Below are 20,433 nucleotides of genomic sequence, written 5' to 3' on the forward strand. Positions count from 1 at the left end.
CTCATAAAGTCCCCTCCCCTAGTAGTTTACTTCTACTTGTGTGTACACCGTAGCCCAAGGGAGGAGGGGAGGGGTTGGGGGTGGGGTGACATGATTTTGGTAATCGTAACTAATTAAACGGACATGATATTAGTTAGTTATTTGGGTTTGGGCGGTTGCTAGTTCTTCTAGTAGTTTTAATGTTTCGGCTGCTTCTTGTTCGTTGATACGATTCATGGCGAAGCCTACGTGAACTAATACCCAGTCTCCTATACATTTTTCGGGGGGATGTTCTTCGTTGACTATGCAGGCTATGTTTACTTGGCGTTTGACTCCGGCTATGTTTACTATGGCTAGTTTATTTTTGATGTCGCTGATTTCTATTATTTGTCCGGGGATTCCTAAGCACATTTTTGTTTTCCTGGAATTTATGAATCGAACCACAGAGGCGCAGAGGAAAGATTAGGATTTAGCTGTTAATTGGGCGGCTGTAATTATTGCTTGTCCTAGTGAAATGTTGCCGTCGTTTGTAGGGAGTAATCTATGGGTTAGGACGTTTATTCCTAAGTTCTCTAGGCTTTGGGTAACTTGTATTAATAAAATACTGTTCTGAAATACTCCTCCGGTTAATACAACTTGATTAATCAGATTTTCTTGACGAAGATGTTTAACTACATTAACAATAATTTGAGCTAAACTTTTATGGAATTTTGTGGCTATGTCTGATTGAGTAATCTGTTTTTGTAAGTCTTGAAGTATGGCTTGCCACATTGCTTTGTAGTCTATATAATAAATGCTATCTGAAAAGTTAAGATGAAAAGGATAGTTTAGTGTTTCTTCATGATTATTTAATTTGCTAGGATCAACTAAGGCTTCCATTGCGATCGCAGCTTGTCCTTCATAGCTACATTCTTCTGGATAAATCCCTATAGCCGCAGCTACTGCATCAAATAACCTCCCTACGGATGAGGCTGGGGGTGAGTTAATTCCTTGTTCTACGGCTTGTTTCAGTACCTCTAGTGGCTGTTGCTGTAAAAATTTGATAATTTCCAAGTCAGGATATTTTTGTTGGCAATCATCCCAAATATCGGCACTAAGTAAATGGGCATAAGTGTTACGCCAAGGTTGATAAATGGCTTTTTCTCCGCCAATCATTGGTACTGGTTTAAATGTTGCGAGGCGTTGAAATTTCCGGTAGTCTGCTAAGAGAAATTCTCCCCCCCATAATTTACCATCTTCCCCATAACCTAATCCATCCAAGGCAATACCTAATACTTGGGGTGCATTTAAAGGTATACCGTTTTCTGCCATACAAGCAGCAATATGGGCGTGATGATGTTGGATATGATGCAGTTTAAGTTTATTAACATCTGCTAGTTCTTTACCGAGTTTCGTGGCAAGATATTCTGGATGTTGATCAACTGCGATCGCCTCTGGTTGATGCTCAAATAAATTTAAATATAAGTTGAGTGTATCTTGATAGCTATGGAAAGCCTCAGCATTGGCTAAATCACCTAAATGTTGTGAAACAATTGCTTGCTTATCCCGCAATAAACAAAAAGTATTTTTTAACTCACTACCCATTGCTAAAACAGGCGTGACCTTCTCAAATCCCGGTGGTAAAATAATCGGTGCTGGTGCATATCCCCTAGCCCGGCGAATCATTTTTACTTGATGATTAATCACCCGCACAACAGAATCATCAACTCGGTTGACAATATCCCGATTATGCAATAGAAAATAATCAGCAATGTTACCTAACTTTTCTCTCCCTTCTCCATTATCAATACATTGGGGTTCATCAGCAATATTTCCACTTGTTAACACAATGGGGCGATTCATCCGCCGCAAAATTAAATGATGTAAAGGCGTATAAGGTAACATAAAACCCAGCATATTTTGCCCAGGCGCAACTGAATATGCAATAGGAAACTTAGGAATTATCTCTTGATTCCCAGTCCCCAGTCTTTTTTTCTCCAACAACACAATAGGGGCGGCGGGACTTGTTAATAATGCTGCTTCTTTAGGGTTAATATGACAATATTCTGCAATTACTTCGATATCCCGCGCCATTAAAGCCAAAGGTTTATGATCACGGTGTTTACGCTGACGCAATTTCTGTACAGTAGCTTCTTGAGTCCCATCACAAGCCAGGTGAATCCCACCCAAGCCCTTAATAGCCACAATTTCGCCCTTCTGTAACAAAGTACAAACAGCATCCACATCATCCAACATTGAGAACATCGAAGCCGTCACAGGCTTACCATCAGCCCGTTCTAACCAAGCCGTGGGACCGCAAGTATGACAAGCTACAGGTTGGGCGTGAAAACGCCGATTTTCCACATTTTCATACTCCTGTTCACACTCAGCACACATCACAAACGCAGACATACTGGTATTGCATCTATCGTAAGGAATCCCCCGAATAATACTGAAGCGGGGACCACAATGAGTGCAATTAGTGAAAGGGTAACGAAAAAACCGACTAAAAGGGTCAAAAATTTCCTGTTGACATTGGGGACAAGTCGCCGCATCAGGGGTAATTTCCGTAGTTACAGAATTACTCACACTATGAGAAATCACAAAATCATGAAAATTCCACACCCCTGTATAAGATGTGCGAATCAACTCCTGAATTTTCCCCAAAGGAGGACATTCTATATATAGTCGCCCCACAAACTCAGTAATAGCCGCCTCACTTCCAGATACCCGAATTAAAACCCCCTCACCATCATTACAAACATCACCCAACAACCTACAAACCTTAGCCAGACGATAAACAGTAGGGCGAAAACCCACACCTTGAACAGTCCCCCGAATCCTGATTTCTTCCCTCACCAAATCTTCCATACCTCATTCTTTGCGCCTCTGCGTCTCTGCGTGAAACTCTCACTCCAACCGCCACAACAAAACCCGATTATTCCCAGAATCAGCAACCACCGCAACATCACCACAAACCTGCACCCCATAACACCAATTCAAACTATCTCGCCCAGGTAAACCAAAATCTCGATTTTCACCCTTAGATTTAAAATGAATTTGTCCCGCCAAACCCTCAGCAACCGCCCCTGATAATAATAGAGACTCCGACCTTTTCCATCCTAACAACCGGGAATTAGCAGTATCAGCAACTAACAACCAATCATTACCAACTCCTACACCATAAGGCATACTTAAACTACTAGCATTAGGCAAATAAACCCCTTGATTCATCTCCACAGAATCAAAACTTTTTTGTCCTAAAACCACCGCACAAGGGGCATTATTTTCTGTAGGTATGCCCTCCCAAATCATCACTCGATGATTACCTGCATCAGCAACAACTAAATTGTCTTCCCAAACCGTTATATCATGACACCAACGCATACTCGCCGCAGTAGGAGAACTCCCGCCATTTTCATTGCGAGATGTCATATCTGGTTGTCCTAAAACTAAATCGGCAGGTTGACCATTTTCTGTGGGTAATTGATGCCAAATTAATAATCGGCGATTCCCCGTATCAGCTACAAATAGCCGACCTTGATGATAGAAAACACCATAAGGCCAGTGCATAGTATTAGCAGCAGCTTGATGAGTTCCTCTATTTGGGTCATTTTGGCTAAAATCAGCTTGTCCTAACACCAAATCTGCTGGAATATGACTATCTTCAGGTGCATTTTTCCAAATCAATATCCGATGATTCCAAGCATCAGCTACCGCTAAACCTGTACCACAAGCACAAATTCCCGTAGGGACACTAAAAGTCTTGTTTCTTGGTGAACTTTTGGCGTTTTGTCCTTCATGAAAAAAGTCTGGTTGTCCAATTACCCAATCAGCCGGCTGACTATCTCTGGTGGGTAAGTTTTTCCATCCTAATAATCGATGATGTCCTGTATCTGCTACCCACAATGATCCAGTTTCAGAGAATAAGCAAGCACCACGGGGACCAAACATATTTATGGGACTAGGTGCTATGGGTATAGCTAATATTTCTGCTGTAATTATATTACCTAAAATAACTTCTGCACCATTAGGCGATAAGGGTAATAAGTGTGACGCAGGATTAATATTGATGGGTATATTCATTCACCGCAGATAAACATTAATCACTATTTAAACTGATTGGGCAATGTGATCTTGTATCACTGATGGCAATTTGATCATTAAATTGCATATTTTGGTAGTTGAACGAAAACTTTTTCTTTTTTAATTTGTACCGGATAAGACTGTAGTGTTATATCAGGAACGGTTAAACATTCTCCGGTTTCTAAGTTATACTCAAAGCTATGAGATGCACAGGTGAGAATACTATTTTTTAGCTTTCCTCTATCCAAAGGGGTGGCGAGATGGGGACAAGCATTGAGGTAACAAGTTATATTCCTACCTTGACGATATAAAATTAAAGAATTTTTTCCGACTTGACCTGTTAATATTCCAGATTCGGGAATTTGATCAATTGTTGTGACTTTTACCCAAGTGGCTGTATCTTCTGGTAAAAAGGTTGTGTTATTGACAGAATTAGGATGATTAACTGCTATAACTTGCGTAATTTCTGGACAATGATTTTTGATTGCCTGTTCTACAGTTTGAGTTAAAGTTAAGGTGGAAGTGGAACAACTACTGCAATTACCAATTAATTTCACTTCTACTGTATCGGCTGCTTTTAGGGCGATAAATTCTACGTCTCCGTTATGGCTTTTTAAGCCGGGGCGAATTTCTTCTAGGGCTGTTTGAATCCTTTCTAGTAATGGTGGTTGTGGTGGTTTGATTAGTTCGTGATAAAGTAGGACTGAATATACTACTTCATCATTTACTGCTTGACGTAAAGCTGGCATTGCTTCTTGTTTGACTGTTTTAATTAAGTTGGTTAATGCTGCTTTATGTAGGTCTTCAATTGCTCTTTTTAGTCCTACTGCTACACATCTTTGGCTTTCATCCCATTGGGCAATAATGGCTTCAAATCTATTGATTTCTGCAATTAATTTTTGGAGTTGTGTCATTTCATGATTGTTTGTTTAGTTGTCTAATTGTTTTTGATGAGGAACCGCAGAGACGCAGAATAATGAGTTGTGGGATGTTTATTTCATTTTGAAGTCTTTGAGGAGAAATGGCATGATTGCACCTGTGATTAAACTAGAGAGGATGATTCCTAGCCATAGGGGAAGTTGAATCTGGAATAATAGAATTAGTAGGGTTGCACCGACAGTTGTGCCAATGATAATTTGTTTGAGGAAATCTCCTGGTTCACGGATGAGTTTACCTTTAAAAAATAGTCTGGCTGATAGCCATCCAATTTCTAGCATGATTTCTCCTAGTAGTTTTTCAAGAGGTTAAGTATGGCAAAACTAATGATGATGGCGGGTATGATTCCAGCCGGGCCTAATAATGCACCCAATGTTGCGGAAAATTGATAACCAATATCTTTTCCTGCTAGCAACATTCCGCCAATAGCACCACCTATCATTGAGAAGATGATGGCTATGAAAAACCCGGCGGATTCTGTGGCTATGTTTAAGTCATTTGCTAGTAAGGTGGTGAGAATTTCTCTAATTTGAGAGTTGCTGAAAATATCTGTCATGATGATTCTGCGATGATTGCTGCTAAAGGTAAAATTAATCTACACTTACGCGCATTTCTGCTTCTATGTCTTGTATGGCTTGGGCGACAATTTCGGCTTGGGATATTTGTTGATGTTTGGTGAATATTTCCCAAGCTTCTTGATAGTAGCTATAGGCTTTGAGGAGGTTTTTGGGATTGCTTAGTTCTGGTTTTTCTAGGTTGTCTGGTATGTTGAATAAGGCGTTGGCTTTGTTGGATATGGTGTTAGCGTATTCTAGGGGTGTGTCTCTAGGGTTACGCACTTTTAAGGCTTCGTCGTAGGCGGCGATCGCACGTAAGTTATTATCTACAGGATGGGAACTTACTAAATATTGCAACGCATTTCCCAAGTTGTTCTGTAACATTGCATATTCCCTGGGATGGTCAATTAAGTTAATATGCTTTAATGCCACTTCAAAGGACTGCACTGCTAAACCCTGACGCAAGTATTCTTGTTCTGATGTCATGGGCATGGAGAGGTAGGCGATCGCAATGTTATTGTATAAAATCGCGTACTCTTGTGGGTAATCTTCCCAAGTAAATACCTGCAAAGCCTCGTGATATGCTTGGATGCTGTCGGTCATCCGTGCCTGATTAAATGGTACTAAGGACTGCAACAACAACCCATAATTCATCTGTGCCTCTGCTAATTCTGCTGGCAAGGCTAATTGTTGTAAAATTGGCAAAGCCTCTTCATAGTTAGCTTTAGCTTCCAATAGCAGTTGAGAACCTTCTTCAGGGATACTCTGTAACGTACCTGCTATCCCCACCAAAGCACGGGCTTTCAATAGGGCGTACTCCTGACCACACATCTGATATGCGCGGTAATATAGCCCTACAGCATTCCGTAAATCTTGGGCAGTTTTAGGCTGCTTATGAAAGCCTTGGGCCATTTCGATCAGCATCTCGATTTTTTCTGCTGCTGTGGCTGACTCTGATTTAATAGCTGCAATCGCCGCCTTAACTGCTGAATCTGTAATGCTGGGGTTCATAACTGCCTTTAGTTGATCAAGGCCCATTAATTGGGTTTATTCACTAAGCGGATTTACGCAGGTTTTGAATCCCATAGTTATTTCACTATATTTCCTGATAGAAACTAGGAAACATCTTTCCCCATACTCTTGCAAAAGAGTAAATCAATTTTTTTACTATAGGACAATCTCTTGCTCAAATTCTAGGGGGAAATTGCGAATATTAATGTCAGCTTTAAACACTTAAAATACTTAAGATTTATTTTAAATTGCTGATACCAACTATGAATATACTGCCCGATATTGAGATAATAATTAATTTTGTTTTAATGAAATATAGTTATAAAAAAAAACAGATTATACTAAATCATAAATCTTGATAAATAGGTGATAATCTACAAGTCAGATCACGTACCTCTACCATGATTAACAATAGATAAATGTGTAGCTAATGACTAATGTACTATGGCTGCAAGGTGGCGCGTGTTCAGGGAACACCTTGTCATTTCTCAACGCCGAAGAACCAACTGTCTGCGATCTGATTGCTGACTTTGGTATTAAGGTACTTTGGCATCCCTCCTTGGGATTGCAAATGGGTAACGACTTACAAACTCTCCTCTGGGATTGCGTTTTAGGGAAAATTTCCCTAGATATCTTAGTTTTTGAAGGCAGTGTTGTAAATGCCCCCAACGGTACTGGGGAATGGAACCGCTTCGCCGATCGCCCCATGAAAGATTGGTTAACAGACCTTTCCCAAGCGGCTAAATTCATTGTTGCGGTGGGCGACTGTGCAACTTGGGGAGGAATCCCGGCCATGTCACCCAACCCCAGCGAATCAGAAGGGTTACAGTTTCTCAAGCGTGAAAAAGGCGGGTTTTTAGGCAAAGACTTTGTTTCTAAAGCCGGTTTACCTGTGATCAATATTCCCGGATGTCCCGCCCATCCTGATTGGATTACGCAGATATTAGTGGCGATCGCCACCGGACGCATGGCCGACATCACCCTAGACGATTTGCAACGTCCTCAAACCTTCTTCAACACATATACCCAAACAGGCTGTACTCGTAACGTTCACTTCGCTTACAAAGCATCAACCGGGGAATTTGGTCAACGTAAAGGTTGCCTATTTTATGATTTAGGGTGTCGTGGTCCCATGACCCACTCATCCTGCAACCGCATTTTGTGGAACCGTGTTTCTTCCAAAACCCGCGTCGGAATGCCATGTTTAGGTTGTACAGAACCAGAATTTCCCTTCTTTGACCTCCAACCAGGAACCGTATTTAAAACCCAAACAGTCATGGGTGTTCCCAAGGAATTACCACCAGGAGTCAAAAACAAAGATTACGCCATACTGACGATGGTAGCCAAAGACGCAGCACCAGCCTGGGCAGAAGAAGACTTTTTCACAGTTTAGGGAATGGGTACTGGGTACTGGGATTAAAAACTTTCTTCCCCCTACTCCCCACTCCCTAATTAATTAAAAGAGAGGAGAGAGAATGACAATTCAAACACTGGATATTTCGCCCGTTGGTAGAGTTGAGGGCGATTTAGATGTGCGCGTCGATATTGAAGATGGGCGAGTAGTAAACGCTTGGACACACGCCGAACTGTTTCGGGGATTTGAAATTATTCTCCGAGGTAAAGACCCCCAAGCCGGATTAATTGTCACCCCCCGTATTTGCGGTATCTGCGGTGGTTCTCATTTAACTAGTGCATCTTGGGCATTAGATACACTATGGGGTTCAGAAGTGCCTCGCAATGCAATTTTGGCCAGAAATTTGGGTCAAATTGCCGAAACCATGCAAAGCATTCCTCGATATTTTTATGGTTTATTTGCCATTGACTTAACTAATAAAAAATATCGTCGTAGTCGCTACTATGAAGAAGCTTGTCGCAGATTTGCTGCTTACACTGGCAAGTCTTACGAAATCGGTGTAACCATTTCTGCCAAACCTGTAGAAATCTATGCCCTTCTAGGGGGACAATGGCCTCACAGCAGTTATATGGTTCCTGGTGGTGTGATGTGCGCCCCCACTCTGACAGACATTACCCGCGCCTGGGCAATTCTGGAATATTTCCGCACTAATTGGTTAGAACCAGTGTGGCTGGGTTGTTCATTGGAACGTTACGAACAAATCCGCAGCTATGATGATTTCATGGACTGGTTGGATGAAGACCGCAATCATCGTGAGTCAGATTTGGGTTTTTATTGGCGCATGGGTTTAGATATCGGTCTGGATAGATATGGCGCTGGTGTGGGTAAGTATGTGACTTGGGGATATTTAGCCCATGAGGATAAATACCAAAAGCCCACTATTGAAGGGCGAAATGCGGCGATGATCATGAAGGGTGGGGTATATGACAGCTTCAGCGATACTCACACTTTGATGGATCAATCCTTTATCCGGGAGAATACCACACATTCCTGGTACGATGAGGGTACAGCAGATATTCATCCAAGCGATCGCACCACTAAACCCACAACAAATAATACCAAAGACTTTGAAAATGCCTATTCTTGGTCAAGTGCTGTCCTACATAAAGATTTCGGACGTTTAGAAGCGGGTCCCTTAGCTAGACAATTAGTAGCTGGTGGTCATCACGGTGAATCTTGGCAACACCATGACGGGTTTATACTCGATGTCTTCAAAAGTATGGGCGGTGCTAATGTTCACGTCCGTCAGTTAGCACGAGTCCACGAACTTGTCAAGTTATATCGCCAAGCTGAACACTGTTTACGTGAGTTTAAATTAAATGACCCTTGGTATATTAAGCCTACAGAACAAGATGGTAAGGGTTGGGGTGCAACGGAAGCGGCGCGGGGTGCTTTGTCTCACTGGGTTGAGGTAGAGGGCGGTAAGATTAAAAATTACCAAGTAATTGCCCCTGGTACTTGGAATATTGGCCCCCGTGACGGTGAGGGTAAGCGTGGTCCCATTGAGGAGGCTTTGATAGGGACACCCATTTACGATTCTAGCGACCCTGTGGAGGTTGGTCACGTAGCGCGAGCTTTTGATTCTTGTTTGGTGTGTACTGTTCACGCCCATGATGCGAAGACTGGTGAGGAGTTGGCGCGTTTTCGGACTGCGTAGAGAAGGGGGGAGTTTAAACGCAAAGGTGCGCGGAGGTTAGCTCAAAGGTTCGCGGAGATGAGTTAATGGCTAGTGACTATTTGGTTAGCCATTAGCTTTTTTGTGAGGTGTTGTTTTCCCACTGGAGTATTAAGGATTCTTGAGTTTATTCGCTTTATCACGCACAATATTTTTTCTTGTAGACAACTCGTAAAGGTAAGCAGTAGAAATGAACCACAGCCAAAAAAATCTTAGCAGAAAAATATCATAGGTTAATCTTGGTGTTCTGAAATCATTAAAGGTTTGCCTATAACTTGTAACAAATAAAATATAGATCGTAAAAATAATAAGAATTGGTACAAGCGATAGCACAAGTATTCCAAAATCCCGAATAACCAATGATTTAAATGTTGGCAGTCTCAGCCATTGTGGTGGATTTGACCACAGAAGTTTGAGTAAAAGTTTATATACTCCTGTTAAAATCAGAAACCAGATTAAAGCTAACACCAACGCAATAACAGAAAACACAAAGAAGGGAATTAGGCCATTGTTACTGGTGACGGCTAGAAGACTTCCTAAAAAAGCATAGCGCCAGAACTCAAATGCCAAAACTACGGTTGCACCAAAGTAAGCTGGTATTGCTAACCTAACAGCCATCAGCCACGACTTAGGTTTAGGTAGCCAAGCGGGAAACAAACTTGACTTGCTCATAAGGTAAATGCCAATTTAAAGTTTTGGATAACCTGCACAAGCTACAAGCAATGGGCTACACCCAACTGAAAGAGATCACGCAGAATACTGATTATAGGCGATCGCTTTCAGAACACAAATAATCACAAACTAACCTTGCCGACTTTTCCAATATCCCGGCTCTCGGCTACAGTGCATAACTGCCAGAATCAGAATATAATCTTGTTCAATTGTGTAAAGAATACCATAGGTGAACTTGCGTGTCAGACATCGCCGAACATTGTCATCAACTAAGCTCCAACGATTAGGGGACTCTCTTATCTGATAAACTGCATCCTCAACAGCATTAATAAATGCTTGTGCTACCTAAGTGCGTTGTTGTGAATAATACTGAACAGCCTCCGCATATTCGTTCAGTGCTTCTGGGTGAAATACATATTTCATTACTCCAGCAATAGCCTCACTTGAGCTAAAGCTTCATCTCCGGAAATGGGTTGTACAGCACCACTTGTAATTTCGTCTCGTCGTCTCTTCGCTTCAGTCGTCCAAGCGGTTTGAATTTTAGTATCTACATCAAATTCTAAACTTTCTAATATTTTTTCTGCCAAAAGCGCTCTTGCGGCACTAGGCAGAGATAAAATTTCTTCTGTTAGTTGCTCAATTGACCGCATAGCTTGTGACAAAAGGCTGAATTTTGTTTACATTGTAACAATAATCTTAGATGAGCGATCGCTTTCAGAACACCAACAAGTGCGATCGCTCCTGTGATTCAGTACAACCAGTTAATAGTCTAATTTTATAGAGGTGCAAGATCCAACTTTAGACTGTTCACTCAGACTTTGGCGAAATCTCAAATTCAAGTTTGGAACGGTAGAAAAACACATCAAACTCCAGGAAAAAATTAGTTTGTCCGAGAATCAATGGTGTATTCGCTTTTTTTACCCAGGCAAATACTAGTTTAACTGGTACAAAATCACTAATTTCAGTAGTTACCACAAATGGCATTGCCGGCAGATTGCTCAGGTTTCCTGCTAACTGAATAATCGCTTTTCTTTCATCCCATACTGCACCTAACTCAATGCCAATTTCATAGGGTAGAACATTTACAGTTGCACCACTATCTACTAATCCCAAAGCTTCAACGGCTCTATCTCCCTGACGAAGACGCAGTGGAACACGTGGTAAACTATCAAATTCATTTTGGGAAGGGTCGGTGGTAGTGTATTTAAATCGCATCTAGTCAGACCTATTCTGATTCTTTTAAAGTTTGCATCAGAATTTCACCTGCACCAAAGGAATCGTAGGGTGTCGGTAAGTCATAGGTTTTAAACGGTTCTAGAGGTGAAATATTTTCACTGGTGTCCAACTCTTCCGCCAAGATACGAATGAGCTTAAGTTTTTCTGATACCGATAGTTTCCGAACAGCAGGAAGTAGCTCAGTTAATGTCATATTTTGTACTCCATCACTAAATTCCTTAGTTTATCTTTAATCATAGCTTAAACATGGTTAAGTAATTTTAACACGTTGGGAGTATTGTCAAATGATCAGAAAATTAGCCGAATATAATACCAATTTACATATTTGATTTGTAGCACACTGGTTTGTAAATTTATCGTCTAAATATTTATTAAAATCTCGTAGCGTAACACACTAAAATTCAGAGAATCATTGGGTTAGACTAGCCATAATGCACTGCAAAAAAATATAAATTTACCCCGTAAGCTTGTGTCTGATATAGCGCTACATAGATATCTTCCTCGCCTTCCTGAAGCCGCACTACAAGAGTTCATAGAATGGTGTGTTTTAGAACAATCAAAAATGGCTGGATGTGAATTTACTCCAGATCAAAGTAAGTTAAAAAACTTGCCCCCAGCCGAGTATATTCCTCAGCTAGTTGACCAGTTTATGAAGGTGAAACCAGACCCGATTAAAGCAGGTTTAGTGGCTGCGATCGCGGGGAAGGAAGCTGACCAACATGGGTTATCTGGTTTGGCAGTTATCGCCGATTTTATCGCCCTTTATGTCAAGTATTTAATTCCTAAAGATGGCAATACTCCACAACAAGCAGAAATAATCATCACAGATGCATCACAACAACAATGTGAGAAATTCATGGAAATTGCTAATAAATATGGTGTAAAAATTTAATTTCACCCTAATTTATTTGTCAGAGGTTTTATCTGTAACATCAGTCCAAGCCTCTGATTTTGTCAATTCTCATTACCTAATTTAAACACCCTTGCTAACTATTATTGGTTGCGGTAATCTCAACCGCAGTGATGACGCTGTGGGCGTAATTATAGCCCAACGCCTACAAAAATATCTCGCAAAAAATCCCCATCCTGATATCCGAGTCTATGACTGTGGAACTGGGGGAATGGATGTTATGTTTCAAGCTAGAGGTAGCAAACAATTAATCATTATTGATGCTAGTTCCACAGGTTCAGAACCAGGTGCTGTATTTAAAGTTCCAGGAAAAGAACTAGAGGCTTTACCAGAACCCAGTTATAATTTACATGATTTCCGTTGGGATCATGCTTTAGCCGCAGGTAAGAAAATCTTTGGTAACGACTTTCCCCAAGATGTGACAGTGTACCTAATTGAAGCCGCAAATCTTGATTTGGGACTAGAATTAAGTGCTGTAGTCCACCATGCTGCTGATTTAGTGTTTGCAGAATTAATAGAAATCATATCCTCTAAATCCCACTCAATTAAAAATCTTGGTTCGTAGTTAGGACTTTAGTCCTAATTCTGATATTGTGTCCGTTTAATTAGTGACGATTACCACAATCATCGCACCCCTTTTTGGATCAGGATATGTGTACACCTTAGCCTTGTAGGAGAGGCTAGGGGTTAGGTTTCTAAAATTTTTGGGTAAAAAATTTCCCCTGCGCCTTCCTGGCTTCTTTATCCCGCCCAATCACGATAAACAGCAAGTTCATCTACTCTCATTTCAAAGGGTATTCCTTGACTATCTGGGGGACAAACACGAATTTTAGCGCTGCTGATAATAGAGTTGAGTAATGTTCCCATTGGCACAATTTGTTGCAAAACTCGCCAGTTAGTAACTTGATCTGGACATTCAATCACCAATGTCATGGCGTTAGCGCGGGTGGTGACATACCAGCGACAATTAGATAGCAGATTTTGAATAGTGCGATCGCACCCTTCATAAAAATACCTGCTAATAGAATCTTCTAGTTGTTGTCGCAAGATAATATCTGCTGATGTCGGCTGCTTATGATGGAAATCGTCACTATTAAAATAAAACTTATTGTGCGTCATCTCTCTTTATATTCCTAGTTATTTGCCAATAGCCATTCCATAGAGAACATCTTTAGTGGTTTCTAATAATGCTTGAGTTTCATCATCATAAAACGCACCAATTCCACTACAATCAATTCCCAAATAATTACTAACTAAATAAATTCTTTGTCCAATAAAACCAGCTAATTGCATGGCGGTTTGATAATTTATATAGTCAGATACCAAGAACAAAGTTACAGCGCCATCTCTAGCGATCGCCTGATTCACGCATAAGTAACCAGTTTGTTCATGGAAATTCCCTGCTTTTAGCAGATGCGTACCTTTATATATGCCAGGTAATATGCCCTCTACTCGATGTACAACAGAGTAAATTTCGATATCATCAAAATGCTCTGTTGGTATAGGTTGTGTGATTTGTCGCCAGATATATAGATAATCTTCTTGAGAAATCAACTGTTTCCGGAAACGTCTAATTGAACGTCTATTCCACACAGTTTGATAAAATTTATCCTGGTCAAAGTTAAACTGTGGCTGCTTTAATGGCTGTCGTAGACTATCCTGGATAGCAGTTACTTTATAGCTGTCTTCAATGAATTGATTAGCTTCAAAATAATCTGTACCACAGACAAAAGGAACCTTTAGCCTTAAACTTCTGACTGGTTTTTCTTGCACTTCACCAGAGATTACCCCAGCAGTAATAAACTCTTTATTTTCAAAGCCTAAAACTGTATTCAGCGCCAGTTTATCAAAGTCAAAAATCAGTTGTATATCTTGGCTATGGAGATAAGCTGATGCTGCGATCGCACCTAAATGATGACCGCTATCTAAAAAGCAATATCTCAGGCTTCTATCCTGATATTTCCAGCTAGACCTATAATAAACACAACTAATTAAAAAAATGCATCCCTTGATACTTTTACCCGGTATAATATAACTTTCTAATCCATCATCAATTAATTCATAGATCAAAGTTAGATAATTATTCTCAACTTCTAGATGATAAATCCCATCCAACATTCCCGACATTCCGCGAATTTGGACATAAATTTCCGTAGGATATAAAGCCCCTGCTGATGGATTTACACCGAGTTTATAGGGTACATCTTTATATGCCTTTTCCCAGGTAACTGCACTAGTTAACCAGATAAAAGAATGCAGGGGATTGTTGCGATTTAATTTTATCCGGCGATAAAACTGGGGATAAACTTTAAATGCAGTTGGCTGAGTAGAAGCATCTACATAATTGGGGTTAATCTGTACAGATAAATAAGAATGCTTAGTTAGATTATGGAAACCTGCGCCTAAATTATGACCTTTCGGCATTTTTGAGTAACCTTAAAACCTCTACATTGCTGGCAAAATCTATCGCTCTATACTCATCTAAATTTCTTAAATTCAAGTTAGGTTTGTGTTTTAAAAGTAATTGAGCTACACCTGTTTTTCCGGCTGATGCGGCATACATTAAAACAGTTGCACCATTATCATTTTGATTGTCAATATTAATTTCCGCAGCTAATAGCAAAGTAATTAACTCATAATGATTGCCAAAACAAGCAAACCATAAAGCATTATTACGGTCATGGTTTTTAGCATTAATATTCGCGCCTAAATCAACCAATTCTTTGACAACTGCATATACTCCTTCTCTAGTCGCTTTCATCAAAGCTGTATCGCCATTCTCTCCTGCTTGATTCAAATTCTCAGGATTATAGCAGTTGGCAATTAACCATTGCTTGGTGACTTCGCTGATTTTTTGCTTTTTGATCTGATTCATGACTAATCCTTGATATTCCTGAATTGACTCGTAAACTTAAATACTGGGGAGTAGGGAGTAGGGAGTGCGGTTGCTATACCTACCATCTTTCAGCAAAAATTATGGTATTCCAGATCATTAGAGTCCGTAAACTCTAAAAATTTGATTAGTTATTACCTATAAATCTGGTGAAATTTATTGCCTACTTAAATCAATCTGGTTTATTTCTGAGAGTATTTACGCAGATTCCGATTATTTTTAGCTTGTTCCTATGTGAGATATTGCTCTATTTTGAGTTACACCAAAGTTCCCGTAGAAATTTGTTCAACAACCTTGTAATCACTTTTGATTAAACTTTAGGTTCACTGCCAACAATTGAGCTTATTTATATATTATCATTTCGATAAGTTTAAATTATGAATGATTTATAAAGATACCAAGATATATTCACCAGAATTGGCTAAAGAAAAGTTAAAAATGCAGTAAAAAATACAGCAAAAGTTTTAGATATCAGGAATGAAATAGGATTTTTCACAATTTTTGTAGAGGTGATATTATCCAAAAGTGACTTAGAGGATGTTTGATAAGTAATGATTAATGTATCAAATATTCTTTTACCCCTCCCTAACCCTCTCCTTGTAAAGGCTACTGTGTACACACAAGTCGGGAAATTGTCGGTTTTGTCATAAGACCCCACCCCTAACCCCTCCCCGCAAGCGAGGAGGGGAAACGGATTTAGAGTGAAATTGGGTTTTTAGGGCTGCAAACCCTTTTTGGATCAGGATGTGTGTACACGGTAGCCCCTTGTAAAGGAGAGGGAACTGGATTTTCTTGTTTCCACCCTTGGTAAGGGGGGATTAAGGGGGGTAAAAATGTGATAAAAATAACGAAAATATGCTAGATTTTAATAGGTTCGGTTCTAGGGGAAAGCTCGGTGTAAATCCGGCACTGTCCCGCAGCTGTAAACTAATTTTAGATTCTGAGGGGAAATTTCAGAAACCAAATTTAAAATTAGCTAAGTCAGAATGCCCGCCGAAAGACAAGTAAATTTAGCTAAAATCTACGAGGCATAGATGACAGCACAACATATCATGTTTGTTTGTACCACTTGCGGAAGTACGTGGGAGGGTGGAAAGCGCGTAGGTGAAAGTGGCGGAGAAAAGCTACTTAAACACTTAGAAGCAGCTCACGCCCATTGGGAATTAAACCAGGAATTTGTGATTGAAGCAGTACAATGTATGAGCGCTTGCGATCGCGCTTGTGTTGTTTCCTTTGCTGCAAATGGGAAATCAACTTATCTATTTGGTGATATTACTGCTGATTTATTACCCGCAGCCGTTGATGGTATATTCCAATGTGCAAATAAATATTATGCACACCCAGCAGGTTTGTTACCGTGGAGTGAACGTCCAGAACCACTCAAAACCGGTATTCTCGCCCGGATTCCAGGAATACCCGCACCGTCGCCGCAAAATGAGTAATTAACAATACAATATTATTATTGAGGCGATCGCACCCAATCTCTGCGTAAAAAATAGATTATTTAGCGATCGCACCAGTAATATCTCAGGAATACTATAAAAAAATGAAGGATTAGTTGATCCTTCATTCCCAAAATAAGTCTTATCCACAAAATAAAAGACAATAGCTAATAGAAAAAATCAGGTTTCTATCTACCTGGAAAATAGCAATTCTTCGGGAATAAGCACAAGTTGAAACCTACGTGTAGAGATAGTTTGTCTCTCCTATTTCTGATTCCCTAATTTACACAAGATATGGTTCTTGGTGAGTTTTGATTGTGCAGTTAGAACGGGGATAAGTAACACACAACAGAGCGAAACCTTTCGACATTTGCTCATCGTCTAAAAAGACTTGCTCAGATTGATCAATTTCACCTTCAACAATCTTACCTACGCAACTAGAGCAAGAACCTGAGTGACAAGAAAAAGGTAATTCAATACCCTGTTCTTCTGCTGCATCCACAATGTTAGTATCTTCATCCACTTCAATTGTGGTGTCTAAGTCTTCCTTCTTGTTGATTAATCTAACTTGATAACTAGCCATTTTCCGATTCTCCTCAAAACTTATAGAATTTAGATGAACGTCATTTCGCTGGGAAGCTTTCAAGACTATTTGGTACTAACAGAAATTCAGAAAAATTCCACACAAGTATTTTTCTAAATTCCCCAAATAGGCGACTATTTGCAAGGTACACCAGTGGGTGTGCCATCATCTGTTTTGAAAGATTTTCCACAGCCGCAGGTATCGCTTGCATTAGGGTTAGTGAACTTAAAGCCACTTTCCATTACCCCTTCCACAAAATCGACCACAACCCCGTCTAATAACGGCGCACTTTTAGCATCAACGTAAATCAACACATTACCTTGCTGAATTACCAAATCATCTGGTTGTGGTTTGCTAGTGACATCAATTCCATATTCATAGCCGTTGCAACCACCATCTTTTACAGATATACGGATGCCTTTTGAAGCGTCATTATTGTCAGGGGAAGAACCTCTGATAAATGACCGCAGACGAAACTCTGCTTTTTCTGTTAAGCTAACAGCCATTAGGACTCCTGATGTATTGCGATGAAGTTATTTTGAATGCAGGTGTAGGTGTCAGTTAACAGTTATCAGTTAACAAATAACCAATGATTAGTGTGTACAATTGCTTGTATGTTCCATTGATGAAGGTTGACCGTATCTCCAAGGTGCAGTGTTACCGCACACGGGACAAGCGCGATCGCGTTGAGAACGACGCTTGGCAAATTCCATACGATTCAAATCAATAGTCAGCAATTGCGATAACAGAGGTTGACTAAATCCAGTGATCAGCTTAATCGCCTCCAACGCCGTCAGACAAGCAAGTGTCCCAGAGACAGCGCCCAGAACTGAAAAAGCGCGTCTATCCCATTCCGGTTTTTCTGGAAACAGACAGGATAAACAAGGAGTCACACCCGGAATAATCGTAGTCAGATAAGCCTCCATCCCATCCATTGCAGCTTCCACCATCGGTTTACGCCAGCGCACACAAGCTGCATTTAGCAAATTACGTTCCGTAAAATTGTGCGCGCAATCCAGCGCCATATCAGCCGATTGTACTAAGGAATCTACATTTTCCGGGGTGATATAATCATGAACTACTTCCACTTGGATATCAGGATTGATACCCTCCAGAGTTTCTTTAGCCTTGAATACCCTTGGTTTACCGACCCAATCATCAGTCATTAAAATCTGACGATTCATATCATCTAAACGCAAATCACCACCCCGGACTAAGATTAGTCGCCCAACGCCCGCTACTGCTAAGTAAAGCGCCGCCGTACCGCCTAATCCCCCCACACCTGTAACCAAAACCGTCGCAGACTTCAGGCGTTTTTGAGCTAGTTCGCCAAAATTTGGTAGCATCATTTGGCGACTATAGCGTTCTAATTCGGTAGGCGTTAGGTTGATCACTTTTTACCTCCTAATCAGAAGTGATTTCTGTCAGCGTAACTACATTCTTTGGCTTGTCATTAAACACTTTGAACAGCTTTTCTTCATGAGCTGTTGATTCCAGGAAAAGATCATGAGCTTTTTGCAAAGCTAACGCATATTGATTGAGTATTTCTGCTGAAGTTAAACCATGAGAATTATCATCAACTTCTGCCATAAATTGCGAAAATTTCTTCAATATATGCAGACGATTGACATTTACATTTTCTTTGTCGTAGGGCAAATTGAAGAATTGAAAAAATTCTTCCGCATCTACAAGCTTTTTGAATTGATTCATAGTTCCAGTCATTGATCATTCTCCATTGTTTTTAGCTGTTGCTTTAGCTCATCTAGCTGTTGATAGATTTTATAAGTTGCAGCGGCCACATCCATCAGAGTTTTGTAATCTGTGGGCAGACCTTCTGCTAAATCATGCAGATCCATTTTCATTTGACCTGCTTTACTATTGAGCCGCTTAATTTTGGTTTTGATTTCTTCAATACTTGTTTCGCTCACTTGCGCCATTCATTACTCCTAATAATTAAGTTGAGCAAGCAACAAACATCCTTGTGCCTTGGTGGTAAAGGCATAATTATGACCACAAAGACACTAAGATAAATTAAGTTTTTAGGCAGTTTTAAATGTTGCCAACTTCAGCAAAATTCTTGCCTAGCTCAACACCTTTTTTGACGTAGGTTTCCCCTTCTTCTGCCAATTTTTCCAAGGATTCAAAACCAAAGCGATGAGCATCACGTAAGGCTTTTTTAGCTAATAAGAGACGACCAGAAAAAACCAGCGCCCAGCCAAATCCTTCATGGCTTAAGTTAATCACAACCTGAGAAATGAGATTGGTTTCTTTTTCAATATCAGCCGCTACAGCCCGAAAAAATGCCATAATCCGTGCTTGAGTAATGGGATCAACTTCACCCTCAAGAGAAATTTCTCGCTTCTTTTGTTTGGTGACAACAAAAGGTTTGAGAATTAATTCATCTGACCAATTACGATAAACTCCATAAGTATCTTGCCCCCGAATCTGTTGAACTAATGTTTTGAGAAAAGGGGAGTTCAAGACTACTGTATCAGTGCTGCCGTTGACACTATTATTTGTACTCATGGCTTGGCTTTAAGTTCAAATTAATCTGTAAAGTTGGGAGTAGTTTGTCTTAAGGCTTTACGCAACCAAGGTGGAGGATTACCCTTGAGGGTTTTAACCAGTTTTTCCAAGACTTCACTAATTTCTTCTGCTTCTGATTTAGCTTTGACTGGGGTAACGCCTTTCTTAATTAAACGAGCGGCGGCACTACCACCAATTGCTGTGACATAAACGATGGTACAATCAACCAAAGCATCAAGTTTGGGAGTGATTTTATCTTCGTTACCATCTTCTTTGAGATCACCTTCAAATTTTAGGGTTTCTAGAAATTGATATCCCTCGTCAGAGATTTCATAAATATCAATTTCTTTTGCCCATCCGAAGTGAGCATTAATATGAATCCGGTCAGTGGTGGTAAAGGCAATTTTCATTCTCTTTTCCTGAATTAAGGATTGGGGATTGGGTATCAGGGATCGGGTATCGGGGATTGGGTATCAGGGATCGGGTATCGGGTATCGGGTATCGGGTATCGGGTATCGGGTATCGGGTATCGGG

Annotated in this window: 27 protein-coding genes and 1 riboswitch; of the genes, 5 read left to right on the plus strand and 22 right to left on the minus strand. The window is 40.4% G+C overall.

The window, feature by feature from the left end; all coding sequences use genetic code 11:
• Window positions 1–129: 129 nt before the first annotated feature.
• The 7 genes from ACM0OP_RS19455 to ACM0OP_RS19485 all read right to left on the minus strand — a co-directional run bounded on the left by ACM0OP_RS19455 (window position 130) and on the right by ACM0OP_RS19485 (window position 6,548).
• Window positions 130–390 carry a HypC/HybG/HupF family hydrogenase formation chaperone gene (locus ACM0OP_RS19455; RefSeq protein WP_414530072.1) on the minus strand — a complete coding sequence of 87 codons (261 nt, stop codon included), beginning with the start codon at window positions 388–390 and terminating at the stop codon, window positions 130–132.
• A 51-nt stretch (window positions 391–441) separates the two neighbouring features.
• Window positions 442–2,829, minus strand: coding sequence for a carbamoyltransferase HypF (gene hypF / locus ACM0OP_RS19460; RefSeq protein WP_414530073.1), 2,388 nt, complete (start codon window positions 2,827–2,829; stop codon window positions 442–444).
• 39 nt (window positions 2,830–2,868) lie between these two features.
• Complete coding sequence (locus ACM0OP_RS19465) at window positions 2,869–4,044, minus strand: NHL repeat-containing protein (protein WP_414530074.1); 1,176 nt, start codon at window positions 4,042–4,044, stop codon at window positions 2,869–2,871.
• A 77-nt stretch (window positions 4,045–4,121) separates the two neighbouring features.
• A complete protein-coding gene (locus tag ACM0OP_RS19470; RefSeq protein ID WP_414530075.1) occupies window positions 4,122–4,958 on the minus strand; it encodes a NifU family protein in 837 nt (278 codons plus the stop codon).
• Window positions 4,959–5,036: 78 nt separating this feature from the next.
• Entirely contained in the window at window positions 5,037–5,261 is a 225-nt protein-coding gene (locus tag ACM0OP_RS19475; protein ID WP_414530076.1) for a hypothetical protein, read from the minus strand.
• Window positions 5,262–5,269: 8 nt separating this feature from the next.
• A complete protein-coding gene (locus ACM0OP_RS19480; protein ID WP_414530077.1) occupies window positions 5,270–5,536 on the minus strand; it encodes an asr0689 family protein in 267 nt (88 codons plus the stop codon).
• Between the two features lie 34 nt (window positions 5,537–5,570).
• A complete protein-coding gene (locus ACM0OP_RS19485; RefSeq protein ID WP_414530078.1) occupies window positions 5,571–6,548 on the minus strand; it encodes a hypothetical protein in 978 nt (325 codons plus the stop codon).
• A 430-nt stretch (window positions 6,549–6,978) separates the two neighbouring features.
• Here ACM0OP_RS19485 and ACM0OP_RS19490 point away from each other — a divergent pair, with 430 nt between their 5' ends.
• Window positions 6,979–7,941, plus strand: coding sequence for an NADH-quinone oxidoreductase subunit B family protein (locus tag ACM0OP_RS19490; RefSeq protein ID WP_414530079.1), 963 nt, complete (start codon window positions 6,979–6,981; stop codon window positions 7,939–7,941).
• Between the two features lie 82 nt (window positions 7,942–8,023).
• Window positions 8,024–9,619 carry a nickel-dependent hydrogenase large subunit gene (locus ACM0OP_RS19495; protein ID WP_414530080.1) on the plus strand — a complete coding sequence of 532 codons (1,596 nt, stop codon included), beginning with the start codon at window positions 8,024–8,026 and terminating at the stop codon, window positions 9,617–9,619.
• Between the two features lie 129 nt (window positions 9,620–9,748).
• Here the strand turns inward: ACM0OP_RS19495 and ACM0OP_RS19500 are convergent, their stop codons facing one another.
• From ACM0OP_RS19500 to ACM0OP_RS19520, 5 genes are all read right to left on the minus strand, one after another.
• Complete coding sequence (locus tag ACM0OP_RS19500) at window positions 9,749–10,309, minus strand: hypothetical protein (RefSeq protein ID WP_414530081.1); 561 nt, start codon at window positions 10,307–10,309, stop codon at window positions 9,749–9,751.
• A 129-nt stretch (window positions 10,310–10,438) separates the two neighbouring features.
• Entirely contained in the window at window positions 10,439–10,639 is a 201-nt protein-coding gene (locus ACM0OP_RS19505) for a hypothetical protein (RefSeq protein ID WP_414530097.1), read from the minus strand.
• Between the two features lie 92 nt (window positions 10,640–10,731).
• On the minus strand, window positions 10,732–10,959 hold the full coding sequence (locus ACM0OP_RS19510) for an addiction module protein (protein ID WP_414530098.1): 228 nt from the start codon (window positions 10,957–10,959) through the stop codon (window positions 10,732–10,734).
• A 157-nt stretch (window positions 10,960–11,116) separates the two neighbouring features.
• Window positions 11,117–11,524: a pepsin/retropepsin-like aspartic protease family protein gene (locus ACM0OP_RS19515; protein WP_414530082.1), complete on the minus strand. Its 408-nt coding sequence runs from the start codon at window positions 11,522–11,524 to the stop codon at window positions 11,117–11,119.
• A 10-nt stretch (window positions 11,525–11,534) separates the two neighbouring features.
• A complete protein-coding gene (locus ACM0OP_RS19520) occupies window positions 11,535–11,738 on the minus strand; it encodes a hypothetical protein (protein WP_414530083.1) in 204 nt (67 codons plus the stop codon).
• A gap of 276 nt (window positions 11,739–12,014) precedes the next feature.
• Here ACM0OP_RS19520 and ACM0OP_RS19525 point away from each other — a divergent pair, with 276 nt between their 5' ends.
• Together ACM0OP_RS19525 and ACM0OP_RS19530 are read left to right on the plus strand one after the other, a co-directional pair.
• Window positions 12,015–12,437 carry a hypothetical protein gene (locus tag ACM0OP_RS19525; RefSeq protein ID WP_414530084.1) on the plus strand — a complete coding sequence of 141 codons (423 nt, stop codon included), beginning with the start codon at window positions 12,015–12,017 and terminating at the stop codon, window positions 12,435–12,437.
• Between the two features lie 91 nt (window positions 12,438–12,528).
• Window positions 12,529–13,020, plus strand: a complete 492-nt coding sequence (locus ACM0OP_RS19530) for a hydrogenase maturation protease (protein WP_414530085.1) — start codon at window positions 12,529–12,531, stop codon at window positions 13,018–13,020.
• Between the two features lie 176 nt (window positions 13,021–13,196).
• Here ACM0OP_RS19530 and ACM0OP_RS19535 read toward each other — a convergent pair whose 3' ends face one another.
• The 3 genes from ACM0OP_RS19535 to ACM0OP_RS19545 are packed head-to-tail and all read right to left on the minus strand — an operon-like array spanning window position 13,197 to window position 15,330.
• Complete coding sequence (locus ACM0OP_RS19535; protein ID WP_414530086.1) at window positions 13,197–13,574, minus strand: hypothetical protein; 378 nt, start codon at window positions 13,572–13,574, stop codon at window positions 13,197–13,199.
• 18 nt (window positions 13,575–13,592) lie between these two features.
• Window positions 13,593–14,879 carry a nitroreductase family protein gene (locus ACM0OP_RS19540; RefSeq protein WP_414530087.1) on the minus strand — a complete coding sequence of 429 codons (1,287 nt, stop codon included), beginning with the start codon at window positions 14,877–14,879 and terminating at the stop codon, window positions 13,593–13,595.
• The gene (locus ACM0OP_RS19545; RefSeq protein WP_414530088.1) at window positions 14,863–15,330 is read right to left on the minus strand and encodes an ankyrin repeat domain-containing protein; all 468 of its coding nucleotides are present in this window, start codon (window positions 15,328–15,330) and stop codon (window positions 14,863–14,865) included. Before ACM0OP_RS19545 ends, ACM0OP_RS19540 begins: the two co-directional genes overlap by 17 nt.
• 876 nt (window positions 15,331–16,206) lie before the next feature.
• Window positions 16,207–16,360: riboswitch (cobalamin riboswitch) on the plus strand.
• Window positions 16,361–16,382: 22 nt separating this feature from the next.
• Between ACM0OP_RS19545 and ACM0OP_RS19550 the strand changes: the two genes are divergently transcribed.
• Window positions 16,383–16,790 carry a DUF1636 domain-containing protein gene (locus ACM0OP_RS19550; protein ID WP_414530089.1) on the plus strand — a complete coding sequence of 136 codons (408 nt, stop codon included), beginning with the start codon at window positions 16,383–16,385 and terminating at the stop codon, window positions 16,788–16,790.
• 283 nt (window positions 16,791–17,073) lie between these two features.
• On the opposite strand, the gene ACM0OP_RS19555 is transcribed toward ACM0OP_RS19550, so the two are convergent.
• From ACM0OP_RS19555 to nifX, 7 genes are all read right to left on the minus strand, one after another.
• Window positions 17,074–17,373, minus strand: coding sequence for a 2Fe-2S iron-sulfur cluster-binding protein (locus ACM0OP_RS19555; protein WP_414530090.1), 300 nt, complete (start codon window positions 17,371–17,373; stop codon window positions 17,074–17,076).
• 134 nt (window positions 17,374–17,507) lie between these two features.
• Entirely contained in the window at window positions 17,508–17,879 is a 372-nt protein-coding gene (locus ACM0OP_RS19560) for a HesB/IscA family protein (RefSeq protein ID WP_414530091.1), read from the minus strand.
• 87 nt (window positions 17,880–17,966) lie between these two features.
• A complete protein-coding gene (locus tag ACM0OP_RS19565) occupies window positions 17,967–18,767 on the minus strand; it encodes a HesA/MoeB/ThiF family protein (protein WP_414530092.1) in 801 nt (266 codons plus the stop codon).
• Between the two features lie 10 nt (window positions 18,768–18,777).
• Window positions 18,778–19,095, minus strand: a complete 318-nt coding sequence (gene nifW, locus ACM0OP_RS19570) for a nitrogenase-stabilizing/protective protein NifW (protein ID WP_414530093.1) — start codon at window positions 19,093–19,095, stop codon at window positions 18,778–18,780.
• Window positions 19,092–19,310 carry a CCE_0567 family metalloprotein gene (locus ACM0OP_RS19575; protein ID WP_414530094.1) on the minus strand — a complete coding sequence of 73 codons (219 nt, stop codon included), beginning with the start codon at window positions 19,308–19,310 and terminating at the stop codon, window positions 19,092–19,094. Before ACM0OP_RS19575 ends, nifW begins: the two co-directional genes overlap by 4 nt.
• A gap of 112 nt (window positions 19,311–19,422) precedes the next feature.
• On the minus strand, window positions 19,423–19,899 hold the full coding sequence (locus tag ACM0OP_RS19580) for a NifX-associated nitrogen fixation protein (protein WP_414530095.1): 477 nt from the start codon (window positions 19,897–19,899) through the stop codon (window positions 19,423–19,425).
• 20 nt (window positions 19,900–19,919) lie between these two features.
• Window positions 19,920–20,309, minus strand: a complete 390-nt coding sequence (nifX, locus tag ACM0OP_RS19585; RefSeq protein WP_414530096.1) for a nitrogen fixation protein NifX — start codon at window positions 20,307–20,309, stop codon at window positions 19,920–19,922.
• Between the last annotated feature and the right edge of the window lie 124 nt (window positions 20,310–20,433).

It is taken from the genome of Nodularia chucula CCY0103, assembly GCF_963923915.1.
Lineage (GTDB): Bacteria > Cyanobacteriota > Cyanobacteriia > Cyanobacteriales > Nostocaceae > Nodularia > Nodularia chucula.

Excerpts from the sequence above, each read along its gene's own strand:
- ACM0OP_RS19455 (WP_414530072.1), bottom strand. The coding sequence starts at position 390 with ATGTGCTTAGGAATCCCCGGACAAATAATAGAAATCAGCGACATCAAA.
- hypF (WP_414530073.1), bottom strand. The coding sequence starts at position 2,829 with ATGGAAGATTTGGTGAGGGAAGAAATCAGGATTCGGGGGACTGTTCAA.
- ACM0OP_RS19465 (WP_414530074.1), bottom strand. The coding sequence starts at position 4,044 with ATGAATATACCCATCAATATTAATCCTGCGTCACACTTATTACCCTTA.
- ACM0OP_RS19470 (WP_414530075.1), bottom strand. The coding sequence starts at position 4,958 with ATGACACAACTCCAAAAATTAATTGCAGAAATCAATAGATTTGAAGCC.
- ACM0OP_RS19475 (WP_414530076.1), bottom strand. The coding sequence starts at position 5,261 with ATGCTAGAAATTGGATGGCTATCAGCCAGACTATTTTTTAAAGGTAAA.
- ACM0OP_RS19480 (WP_414530077.1), bottom strand. The coding sequence starts at position 5,536 with ATGACAGATATTTTCAGCAACTCTCAAATTAGAGAAATTCTCACCACC.
- ACM0OP_RS19485 (WP_414530078.1), bottom strand. The coding sequence starts at position 6,548 with ATGAACCCCAGCATTACAGATTCAGCAGTTAAGGCGGCGATTGCAGCT.
- ACM0OP_RS19490 (WP_414530079.1), top strand. The coding sequence starts at position 6,979 with ATGACTAATGTACTATGGCTGCAAGGTGGCGCGTGTTCAGGGAACACC.
- ACM0OP_RS19495 (WP_414530080.1), top strand. The coding sequence starts at position 8,024 with ATGACAATTCAAACACTGGATATTTCGCCCGTTGGTAGAGTTGAGGGC.
- ACM0OP_RS19500 (WP_414530081.1), bottom strand. The coding sequence starts at position 10,309 with ATGAGCAAGTCAAGTTTGTTTCCCGCTTGGCTACCTAAACCTAAGTCG.
- ACM0OP_RS19510 (WP_414530098.1), bottom strand. The coding sequence starts at position 10,959 with ATGCGGTCAATTGAGCAACTAACAGAAGAAATTTTATCTCTGCCTAGT.
- ACM0OP_RS19515 (WP_414530082.1), bottom strand. The coding sequence starts at position 11,524 with ATGCGATTTAAATACACTACCACCGACCCTTCCCAAAATGAATTTGAT.
- ACM0OP_RS19520 (WP_414530083.1), bottom strand. The coding sequence starts at position 11,738 with ATGACATTAACTGAGCTACTTCCTGCTGTTCGGAAACTATCGGTATCA.
- ACM0OP_RS19535 (WP_414530086.1), bottom strand. The coding sequence starts at position 13,574 with ATGACGCACAATAAGTTTTATTTTAATAGTGACGATTTCCATCATAAG.
- ACM0OP_RS19540 (WP_414530087.1), bottom strand. The coding sequence starts at position 14,879 with ATGCCGAAAGGTCATAATTTAGGCGCAGGTTTCCATAATCTAACTAAG.
- ACM0OP_RS19545 (WP_414530088.1), bottom strand. The coding sequence starts at position 15,330 with ATGAATCAGATCAAAAAGCAAAAAATCAGCGAAGTCACCAAGCAATGG.
- ACM0OP_RS19550 (WP_414530089.1), top strand. The coding sequence starts at position 16,383 with ATGACAGCACAACATATCATGTTTGTTTGTACCACTTGCGGAAGTACG.
- ACM0OP_RS19555 (WP_414530090.1), bottom strand. The coding sequence starts at position 17,373 with ATGGCTAGTTATCAAGTTAGATTAATCAACAAGAAGGAAGACTTAGAC.
- ACM0OP_RS19560 (WP_414530091.1), bottom strand. The coding sequence starts at position 17,879 with ATGGCTGTTAGCTTAACAGAAAAAGCAGAGTTTCGTCTGCGGTCATTT.
- nifW (WP_414530093.1), bottom strand. The coding sequence starts at position 19,095 with ATGACTGGAACTATGAATCAATTCAAAAAGCTTGTAGATGCGGAAGAA.
- ACM0OP_RS19575 (WP_414530094.1), bottom strand. The coding sequence starts at position 19,310 with ATGGCGCAAGTGAGCGAAACAAGTATTGAAGAAATCAAAACCAAAATT.
- ACM0OP_RS19580 (WP_414530095.1), bottom strand. The coding sequence starts at position 19,899 with ATGAGTACAAATAATAGTGTCAACGGCAGCACTGATACAGTAGTCTTG.
- nifX (WP_414530096.1), bottom strand. The coding sequence starts at position 20,309 with ATGAAAATTGCCTTTACCACCACTGACCGGATTCATATTAATGCTCAC.